Source organism: Streptosporangium nanhuense (assembly GCF_059358815.1).
The window spans coordinates 1-11,513 of sequence record NZ_JCADBG010000058.1 but is presented as its reverse complement, the minus strand read 5'-3'; the positions used below and the strand labels follow the sequence as shown (position 1 = coordinate 11,513).

Annotated in this window: 1 protein-coding gene; it reads right to left on the bottom strand. The window is 74.7% G+C overall.

What is annotated here, in order from left to right:
• Positions 1 to 11,480, bottom strand: an 11,480-nt coding sequence (locus tag AC5L38_RS43665; RefSeq protein WP_495248719.1) for an SDR family NAD(P)-dependent oxidoreductase, incomplete at its 3' end; no start/stop codon positions are given.
• Positions 11,481 to 11,513: the final 33 nt, after the last annotated feature.

The window sequence follows — 11,513 nt, the reverse complement described above, 5'->3', positions numbered from 1 at the left end:
ACCGCCGAGGCGAACCCGACCGTGCGCCGCAGGTTCTCACACCAATACCCTGCTTCGAGTTCTGGTCCTTCCAGCCACTGGCCGGTCACCGTCGACAGCATCGGCACCCGCACCGGCCGTGGGTCCACCTCCGCGAGGATGTGGGCCAGCTCCTCACCGATCAGGTCGACCTGCGCCGAATGTGAGGCGTAGTCCACCGCGATCCGCCGGACCCGCACCCCGTCCTCGGTCAGCCGCTCAACCAGTTCTTCCACGGCGTGGACCTCACCGGCGACCACCACCGAGTTCGGGCCGTTGACCGCCGCGACCGACACCCGCCCGTCCCAGGCCGCCACCTGCTCACGCACCCGCTCCACCGGCAACGCCACCGACGCCATCGCCCCCAACCCGGCCAGCTTCTCGCCGATCAGACGACTGCGCAGCGCCACCACCCGCGCACCGTCCTGCAACGACAACCCACCCGCGACCACCGCCGCCGCGATCTCGCCCTGCGAATGACCCACCACCGCATCCGGGCGAACTCCCAGTGACTCCCACACCGCCGCCAACGACACCATCACCGCGAACGACACCGGCTGCACCACATCCACCCGGTTCAGCGAGGGAGCGCCTTCGGCCTGCCGGACCACCTCCAACAGCGACCAGTCCACGAACGGCTCCAACGCCGCCGCACACTCGGCCATCCGCCCTGCGAAGACCGCCGATTCCTCCAGGAGGGCGGCCCCCATCCCGACCCACTGCGCGCCCTGACCCGGGAACACCCACACCGACTTCCCATCGACGTCCGCCACGCCGGTGACCACCCCGGCCGCAGGCTCACCCGCGCTCAGCGCGCCGACACCCGCCAGCAGATCCTCACGGCCGCTCCCGACCACCACCGCGCGGTGCTCGAACACCGACCGCGACGTCGCCAGCGAGAACGCGACATCGGCCAGCCCGAGACCGGGCTCACCGTCCAGGTGCGACGCGAGCCGTCCGGCCTGCGCGCGCAACGCCTCATCCGTACGGCCCGACACCACCACCGGAACCACCGGCGGTTCCTCCGCGCCGGGGTCGTGGGGACGAGACACCACCGCGGCGTCGGGCTGCTCGATGATCACGTGCGCGTTGGTGCCGCTGATCCCGAACGACGACACCCCGGCCCGGCGCGGACGACCCGTCTCCGGCCACTCGGTCGGTTCGGTCAGCACCTCCACCGCGCCCGAGGCCCAGTCCACGTGGGACGACGGCGCGTCCACGTGCAGCGTCCGGGGCAGCACGCCATGACGCATCGCCATGATCATCTTGATCACGCCCGCCGCGCCGGCGGCGGCCTGGGTGTGACCGAGGTTCGACTTGATCGACCCCAGCAGCAGCGGGCGGTCCTCGTCCCGGTCCTGGCCGTAGGTGGCCAGCAGCGCCTGGGCCTCGATCGGATCGCCCAGGACCGTACCGGTCCCGTGTCCCTCCACCGCGTCCACCTCGGACGGCGACAGCCTCGCGCCGGCCAGCGCCTGGCGGATCACCCGCTGCTGCGAGGGACCGTTCGGCGCGGTCAGGCCGTTGGACGCGCCGTCCTGGTTCACCGCCGACCCGCGGACGACCGCGAGCACCTCGTGACCGTTGCGCCGGGCGTCCGACAGGCGCTCCAGCACCAGCATGCCCACACCCTCGGACCAGCCCGCGCCGTCGGCCGCGTCCGAGTAGGACTTGCAGCGCCCGTCACCCGCCAGCCCGCCCTGCCCGGTGAAGTCGATGAACGAGTTCGGGGTGGCCATCACGGTCACGCCACCGGCCAGGGCCAGCGAGCAGTCGCCGCCGCGCAGCGCCTGCGCGGCCAGGTGCAGTGCCACCAGGGAGGAGGAGCAGGCGGTGTCCACCGTCACCGCCGGACCCTCCAGGCCCAGCGTGTAGGAGATGCGGCCGGTCGCGACGCTTCCCGCCGTACCGGTGCCCATGAAGCCCAGCACGTCCGCCGGGAACGGCACGCTGGTCGCGTAGTCGTGGTACATGACCCCGGCGAAGACGCCGGTACGGCTGCCGCGCAGCGTGGTCGGGTCAATCCCGGTCCGCTCGATCGCCTCCCAGGTGGTCTCCAGCAGCAATCGCTGCTGCGGGTCCATCGCCAGCGCCTCACGCGGGGAGATCCCGAAGAAGCCGGGGTCGAACTCCCCGGCCTCGTGCAGGAAGCCGCCCGCCTCCACGTAGTTGACGGCCCGGCTCTCGGTGCTCCCCTCGGCGCGGCCACGGTTCCAGCCGCGCGTCGTCGGGAAGGGGGTGATCGCGTCTCCGCCCTCGCTGACCAGTCGCCACAGATCCTCCGGCGAGGTGACCCCGCCCGGGTAGCGGCACGCCATTCCCACGATCACGATCGGGTCGTCCGCGACCGGCACCACCGACGCGGGGATGATCACATCTGCGTTCTCGCCGAGCAGCTCGGCCAGCAGGAACTCCGCCAGCACGGTCGGCGTCGGGTAGTCGAAGACCAGCGTGGACGGCAACCGCAGCCCGCTCGCCCCGTTCAGCCGGTTGCGCAGCTCGACCGCGGTGAGGGAGTCGAAGCCCAGCTCGCGGAACTCCCGCCGCACCTCCACCGTCTCCGGCGACGCGTGCCCGAGGACGACCGCGACCTCGGTCCGCACCAGGTCCAGCAGGACCTCGGTGCGCTCGGCCAGGCCCAGCGGGGCCAGCCGCTGCAGCAGCGTCGCGGCCACCACCGAGCCGGAGGCCGCCGACCGACGCCCGCCCCGGACCAGCCCGCGCAACACCGCCGGTACGTCACCCTGTGCCCGCAGCGACGGCAGGTGCAGCCGGACCGGAACCAGCACCGCCTGGTCGAGCGCGGCCGCGGCGTCGAACAGCGCCAGGCCCTGCTCCACCGACAGCGACGGCATCCCCGCCCGCGCCATCCTGCGCATGTCGGCGTCGTCCAGCGTGCCGGTCATCCCGACGTCCTGGGTCCAGGCGCCCCAGGCCAGCGACTGCGCCGCCAGCCCCTCGGCCCGGCGCCGCTGGGCCAGCGCGTCCAGGAAGGCGTTGGCCGCGGCGTAGTTGCCCTGCCCGGCGTTGCCCATGACCCCGGCGAGGGAGGAGAAGACCACGAACGCCGCCAGGTCCAGGCCCCGGGTGAGCTCGTGCAGGTGCCAGGCCGCGTCCACCTTGGGCCGCAGCACGGTGTCCAGCCGCTCGGGCGTGAGTGACAGGATCGTCCCGTCGTCCAGCACGCCGGCGGTGTGGATCACCGCCGTCAGCGGGTGCCCGACCGGAACCCGCGCCAGCAGGGCCGCCACCTGCTCGCGATCCGCCATGTCACAGGCGGCGATCTCGACCTCGGCCCCGTGCGCGGCCAGCTCGGCCCGCAGCTCCGCCGCGCCGGGGGCGTCCGGCCCTCGGCGGCTGACCAGCATCAGGTGCCGTACGCCACGCTCGGCCACCACGTGCCGCGCGAACTGCGCCCCCAGGCCGCCGGTGCCGCCGGTGATGAGCACCGTGCCGTCCGGGTCCCAGGACCGCCCGGCCTCGTCGGCCGGTGCCACCCGCGCCAGGCGCGGGACGCGCACCCCACCCTCGCGTACCGCCAGCTGCGGTTCGCCCAGGGCGAGTACCGATGAGGGGAACTCACCGTCGGCGTCGACCAGCACGAAGCGGCCCGGTTCCTCCCACTGCGCCGAGCGGACCAGGCCCCACACCGCCGCGGCGGCCAGGTCCGTGACGGCCTCGCCCTCGCTCGTCGCGACGGCCCCCCTGGTCACGAAGACCAGCCGGGAGCGGCGGCAGCGGTCGTCGGCCAGCCACGCGTGCAGGAGACCCAGCGCGGCGGCGGTCAGCTCGTGGACCCCGGTGACCATGTCAGCGTGCTGCGTGGAGCCGACCGCGACGGTCACCGTCTCCGGTACCGCCGCCAGCGCCGCCAGCGCCGCCTCCGGATCCGATGCCAGGTCCAGGAGCGGCTCGACCGGGTCGAGCTCGGCGCCGGTCGCCGCCGGCGTCTCGGGCAGCGCGGGCCAGGTCAGCCGGAACAGCGAGTCCCGGTACGGGTCGCGGGCACCGTCGGCCGGCCCGTCGGCCAGCCGGTCGGCCGTGATCGGCCGCAGCACCAGTGAGCGCGCCGAGAGCACCGGCTCCCCCGCGGCGTCCATCGCGATCACCGAGACCGCGTCGCCGCCGTTCCTGGCCAGCCGCACCCGCAGCACCGAGGCGCCACCGGCGTGCAGGCACACCTCTTCCCAGGAGAACGGCAACCGGCCGTCCTCCGCGTCGTCCAGCCCGGCGAAGGCCACCGCGTGCAGCGCCGCGTCCAGCAGCGCCGGGTGCACCCCGAACGCACCCGCGCCCGACCGCGCCTGCTCGGGCAGGGCGATCTCGGCGAACACCTCGCCGTCCTGGCCGCGCCAGGCGGCCCGCAGCCCCTGAAACAGCGGCCCGTAGTGGAACCCGCCCTCGGCGAACCGGTCGTACAGCCCGTCCACCGCGATGGGCGTGGCCTCCCTGGGCGGCCACGTCGCCGCGTCGAAGGCGGCCACGTCGCCGGTGCGGGTCCTGCCGTCGGCCACCGCCAGCATGCCGGTGGCGTGCCGCACCCACGGCTCCTCGTCGGCGGCCTCGGCCGACCGGGCGTAGACGCTCAGGCTGCGGCGGCCTGACTCCGCCGCCGAGCCCACCCACACCTGCACCACGACGGCGTCCCGCTCGCCCAGCACCAGCGGCGTGGTCAGGGTCAGCTCCTCCACCACGTCGCAGCCGGCCTGGTCGCCCGCCCGGATCGCCAGCTCCAGGAACCCCGTACCCGGGAAGATCACCATGCCGCCCACCGCGTGGTCGGCCAGCCACGGATGCGACGGCAGCGACAGCCGCCCGGTCAGCAGCACCCCGGCCGAGTCGGCCAGCCCGACCGCGGCGCCCAGCAGCGGGTGCCCGGTGGCGGCCAGGCCCGCGGCCGCCACGTTCCTCAGCTGGGAACCGGTGCCGTCGGGCCAGAAGCGCTGCCGCTGGAACGCGTACGTCGGCACGTCGATCCGGCGACCGCCCCCGAGCACCGCCCGCCAGTCCACCGGCACGCCGTGCACGTGCAGTTCGGCCAGCGCCGCCGTCACCGCCACGTGCTCGTCGCGGTCCCTGCGCAGCACCGGCACCAGGACCGGATCGGCGCCGGAGGGCCGGTCCGGCGCGTCGGGGGCGGCGAGCTCGGCCAGGGTGTCCTGGGCCATCGCGGTCAGCACCCCGTCAGGCCCGAGCTCCAGGTAGGCCGTCACGCCCTGCCGGTGCAGCGTCCGCACCGCGTCGGCGAACCGTACGGCCCGGCGGACCTGGTCCACCCAGTGGTCCGGCGAGCACAGCCGCTCGGCCGTGGCCGTCTCCCCGGTCAGGGTGGACACGATCGGGATGCGCGGCGGGTCGTAGGTCAGCGTCCGGGCCACCTCCCGGAAGTCCTCCAGCATCGGGTCCATCAGCGGCGAGTGGAACGCGTGCGACACCCGCAACCGGCGGGTCTCGCGGCCCCGCTCCTCCAGGGCGGCGGCGACCTCCAGCACCGCCTCCTCCGCCCCGGAGATCACCACCGAGGACGGGCCGTTGACGGCCGCGACCGACATCTCCTCCCGGCCGGCCAGCAGCTCGGCGACCTCCTCCTCGGAGGCCCGTACCGCCACCATGGCCCCGTGCGGCGGCAGTGCCTGCATCAACCGGCCCCGCGCGGCCACCAGCGCGCACGCGTCCCTCAGGGACAGCACCCCGGCCACGTGGGCGGCGGTGATCTCCCCGATCGAGTGGCCGGCCAGGACCTCCGGCCGCAGGCCCCACGCCTCGACCAGCCGGAACAGCGCGGTCTCCACCGCGAACAGGGCCGGTTGTGCCCACCCGGTCTGATCGAGCGCATCCGCCCGCCCGTCGAACAGGACGTCACGCAGCGACCCGTCGAGCAGCGGGTCGAGCTCGGCGATCACCTCGTCCAGCGCCGTCGCGAACACCGGGAACCGCTCGTACAGCTCCCGGCCCATCCCGGCGCGCTGGCTGCCCTGGCCGGTGAACAGCACGGCGGGCTTCGGATCGGCCGCGGCCTGCCCGCGCAGCACGCCCGCGCCCGGCCGGTCCTCGGCCAGGGCCCGCAGGCCCGCGACCGCGCTCTCGGAGTCGGCGGCCACCACGGCCGCGCGGTACTCGAACGCCGAGCGCGTCGTGGCCAGCGAGAACGCCACGTCGCCGAGCCTCGGGCCGGGCTCGCCCTCCTCGAACGACGCGAGCCGTCCGGCCTCGTCCTCCACGAACGACGCGAGACGTCCGGCCTCGTCCTCCACGAACGACGCGAGACGTGCGGCCTGCGCCCGCAACGCCTCCGCCGACCGGCCGGAGACCAGGAGCGGCACGGCCAGGACCGGCACGGTACCGTCCGCCCCGGGCTCGTGGCTCTCGGGCTCCGCCTCCGGCGCCTCGGCCCGTTCGATGATCACGTGCGCGTTGGTGCCGCTGATGCCGAACGACGACACCCCCGCCCTGCGCGGATGGTCGGCCGACGGCCATTCGGCGGGCTCGGTCAGCAGCCGCACCGCGCCCGAGGCCCAGTCCACGTGCGTGGACGGCTCGTCGATGTGCAGCGTCCTGGGCAGCGTGCCGTACCGCATCGCCATGACCATCTTGATCACGCCCGCCACACCGGCCGCCGCCTGCGTGTGGCCGATGTTCGACTTCACCGAGCCCAGCAGCAGCGGGCGGTCCTCACCCCGGTCCTGCCCGTACGTCGCCAGCAGTGCCTGCGCCTCGATCGGGTCGCCCAGCGCCGTGCCCGTGCCGTGGCCTTCAACCGCGTCCACCTCGGCGGGGGACAGTCCCGCGCCGGCCAGCGCCTGGCGGATCACCCGCTGCTGCGAGGGACCGTTCGGCGCGGTCAGGCCGTTCGAGGCGCCGTCCTGGTTCACCGCGGAACCTCGCAGGACGGCCAGCACCCGGTGGCCGTTGCGCCGCGCGTCGGACAGACGCTCCAGGACCACCATGCCCGCGCCCTCGGACCAACTGGTGCCGTCGGCGGCGTCCGAGTAGGACTTGCACCGCCCGTCGGCGGCGAGCCCTCCCTGGGCACTGAACTCCGCGATCCCCATCGGCGTGGCCACCACGGTCACGCCGCCGGCCAGCGCCAGCGAGCACTCGCCCGAGCGCAGCGCCTGCGCGGCCAGGTGCATCGCCACCAGCGACGACGAGCAGGCGGTGTCCACCGTCAGCGCCGGGCCCTCCAGCCCCAGGGTGTAGGACAGCCGGCCCGAGGTCACGCTGCCCGCCTGGCCCGTCACCATGAAGCCACGGGCCTCGTCCGGCGGGATGTAGCCCGAACCGCTGGCGCCGACGTAGACGCCCGTCTCGCTGCCCCGCAGCGACAGCGGGTCGATCCCGGCGCGCTCGACCGCCTCCCACGTGGTCTCCAGCAGCACGCGCTGCTGCGGGTCCATCGCCAGCGCCTCGCGCGGCGAGATCCCGAAGAACCCCGCGTCGAACTCCGCGGCGTCGGCCATGAAGCCGCCCTGGAAGTCCAGTTCGCCGTTCACCTGCCAGCCCCGGTCGAGCGGCAGCGGGGAGACGGCGTCGCGCCCCTCGGTGACGAGCCGCCACAGGTCCTCCGGGGAGCGCACCCCGCCCGGGTAGCGGCAGGCCATGCTCACGATCACGATCGGGTCGTCGGCCACCGACGCGATCGTCGCCGGGGCGATGACGTCGCCGTGCTCGCCCAGCATCTCGGCCAGCAGGAACTCCGCCAGCACCACGGGGGTCGGGTAGTCGAACACCAGGGTGGCCGGCAGCCGCAGCCCGGTCGCGACGTTCAGCCGGTTGCGCAGCTCGACCGCGGTGAGGGAGTCGAAGCCCAGCTCGCGGAACTCCCGCCGCACGTCCACCATCCGGGGGGAGGTGTGCCCCAGTGCGGTGGCGGCCTGGGCCCGGACCAGCTCGATCACCAGCCGGAGGCGGTCGGCGGGGGCCAGCCCGGCCAGCTGCCGCAGCAGCGCCCTGTCCGCGCCGGACACCGGGGCCGCCGCCGTGCGGCGGGTGCCGCGCACCAGCGAGCGCAGCAGCGGCGGCACCTCGCCGAACGCCCGCAACGCCGGCAGGTCGAACCGGACCGGGGCCACCACCGGCGTGTCGCAGCCCAGGGCCGCGTCGAACAGCGCCAGCCCCTCCGCGAAGGAGAACAGGTGGAATCCCGCTGCCGCCAACCGGCGGAGGTCGGTCTCGGTGAGCTCGCCGGCCATGCCGGCGTCCGCCGCCCACGGGCCCCACACCAGGGACAGGCCCGGCATGCCCTGGGCCCGGCGGTACTGGGCCAGCGCGTCCAGGTAGGCGTTGGCCGCCGCGTAGCCGCCCAGCCCCGCGCCGCCGAACAGCCCGGCCATCGAGGAGTACATGACGAAGGCGGCCAGATCGAGGTCCCGCGTCAGCTCGTGCAGGTGCCAGGCGCCGTCCGCCTTGGGCCCGAACACGGTGGCCACCCGCCGCTCGTCCAGCGACTGGATCATCCCGTCGTCGCGTACGCCCGCCGCGTGGACGACCGCGGTGAGCGGGTGCTCGGCGGGCACGCCCGCGAGCAGCTCCGCCACCTGGTCCCGGTCGGCCGTGTCGCAGGCGACGACGGTGACCTCGGCTCCGTGGGCGATCAGCTCGGCCTGCAGCGCCACCGCGCCCGGGGCGTCCGGACCCCGGCGGCCGGCCAGCAGCAGGTGCCGTACCCCGTGCTCGGCCACCAGGTGGCGGGCCAGGTTGCCGCCCAGGCCGCCCGTGCCGCCCGTGATCAGGACGGTGCCGTCGGGGTCCAGCCTCGGCGCGCCGCCCCCGCCCGGTGCCAGGCGGACCAGGCGGGGAACGCGGGCGACGTGATCGCGGATCATCACCTGGGGCTCGCCGCAGGCCAGCACCTCGGGCAGCGCCGACAGCGCGGTCTCCCGCCCGTCCACGTCGACGAGCAGGAAGCGGCCGGGGTTCTCGGCCTGCGCGACGCGCACCAGGCCCCAGACCGCGGCCGCCGCCGGGTCCACGGTCGTCCCGTCTTCGGTGCCGTCTTCGGTGCCGTTTTCGCTGCCTGCGACCGCGCCCCTGGTGACCAGTGCCAGCCTCGACTCGGTGAACCGGTCGTCGGCCAGCCACTGCCGCAGCAGGTCGAGCACCCGGCCGGTCAGCTCCCGCGCCGCCGGCGCGCCGGTCGCCTCCACGGGCGGCGTGATCTCGACGGCCACGACGTCCGGCACCCGGTCCGGCTCGCCCCGGCCCGGCTCGGACCAGCGCAGGTCGCCCAGGCCGGGCCGCCCCGGCTCGGAGCCGTTCGGTTCCGACCAGTCCAGTTCCGACCAGTCCAGCTCGACACAGTCCAGCCCGGCCACCGCGTCCACCGGGGAGACGACCGTCGGCGCGACCGTCCACTCCAGCGTGAACAGCGCGTCCCGCTCCGGTCCGCCGCCGGAGGCGAGCATCTGGTCCGCCGACACCGGGCGGAACACCAGCGACTCCGCCGTCAGCACCGGCGCGCCCTCGGCGTCCACCGCCACCAGCGACACCGAACCGCTCCCGGTCCTGACCAGCCGCACCCGCAGCGCCGAGGCGCCGCCCGCGTGCAGGCACACCCCGCCCCAGGAGAACAGCAGCCGCCCCTGGCCCGGCTCCACCAGGTCCATGAACGCGGCCGGTTGCAACGCCGCGTCGAGCAGGGCGGGATGCAGGCCGAACGAGCCGGCGTCGCCGACCTCCTCGGGCACCGCGACCTCGGCGAAGATCTCCTCGTCACGCCGCCAGACCGCCCGCAGCCCCCTGAAGGTCGGCCCGTAGAGCACGCCGCTCTCGGCCAGGTCGTCGTACAGCCCGTCCAGGCCGACGGGCACCGCGCCCTCAGGCGGCCACACGGCCGTGTCGAGCCGCGCCGTGCGCGCTCCGACCCCCAGCACTCCGGCCGCGTGCCGCACCCAGGGCCGGTCCGGCGCGTCGGCCGACCGGGCGTAGATCGCCAGGTTCCTGCGTCCCGTCTCGTCGGACGCGCTCACCACCACCTGGACGGCGACGGCGTCGTCCGCACCGAGTACCAGCGGGGCGGCCAGGGTGATCTCCTCCACCCGGTCGCAGCCGACCTGGTCCGCCGCCCGGATCGCCAGCTCCAGGAACCCGGTGCCCGCGAACAGCGCCGTACCCGCCACCGCGTGGTCGGCGAGCCAGGGGTGCGTCCGCACCGACATCAGGCCGGTGAGCAGCGCGCCGTCGGAGTCGGCGAGCCCGACGGCGGCGCCCAGCAGCGGATGCCCCGCCGCGGCGAGGCCGAGCCCCCGGGCGTCGGCGATCCGCATCCCGCTCGGCCAGAACCTGTGGTGCTGGAAGGCGTAGGTGGGAAGGTCGACATGGCGGCCGCCCGGCAGTGCCTGTCGCCAGTCCACGGTCACGCCGCGCACGAACAGCTCGGCGGCAGAGAGCAGGACGCGATCCAGTCCGCCCTCGTCGCGGCGCAACGTCCCGGCGACCACCGCCGCGCCGACCTCCGCCGCGTCCACCGCCTGCTCGATCCCCAGCGTCAGCAACGGATGCGGACCGACTTCGAGGAAGATCCGATAGCGCTCCCGCAGCAACCGCTCGATCGCCGACCCGAACTCCACCGTCTGCCGCACGTTCTCGTACCAGTAGCCCGCGTCCAGCTCAGAGCCGTCCAGCCACTGGCCGGTCGCGGTCGACAACATCGGCACCCGCGTCGCTCCCGGTGCCAGACCCGCCAGGTCGCTCAGCAGTTCCTCGCGGAACCGCTCGACCTGCGGTGAATGCGCGGCGAAGTCCGCACCGGCCAGCTGCCAGCGCATCACACCCTCGGCCGACAGGCGCCGCTCCAGCACCTCCATGGCCTCACCGTCGCCGGCGACGGTGACCACCCGGGGCCCGTTGATCGCCGCGATCGAGATCCGGTCCAGCAGGTCGTCGGCGGCCAGCGCCGCGCGCACCTGCTCCGCCGGGGCCATCACCGACAGCATGACTCCGCGCCCGGACAGCTTCTCGCCGATCAGGCGGCTGCGCAGCGCCACCACCCGGGCACCGTCCTGCAGCGACAGACCGCCCGCGACCACCGCCGCCGCGATCTCCCCCTGCGAATGACCCACCACCGCATCCGGACGAACCCCGAGCGACTCCCACACCGCCGCCAGCGACACCATCACCGCGAACGACACCGGCTGCACCACATCCACCCGATCCAGCCCCGGAGCACCCTCCACGCCCCGGACCACCTCCAGCAACGACCAGCCCGACCAGTCCACGAACGGCTCCAACGCCGCCGCACACTCGGCCATCCGCCCCGCGAACACCGCCGACTCCTCCAGGAGAACGGCACCCATCCCGGCCCACTGCGCCCCCTGACCCGGGAACACCCACACCATCCGGCCATCCACATCGGCCACGCCCGTGACCACACCGGACGCCGACTCACCGGCCTCGACTGCGGCCAGCCCCGCCAGCAGACCCTCACGCTTCCCGCCGACCACCACCGCGCGATGCTCGAACACCGACCGCGACACCACCAGCGACGACCCCACACC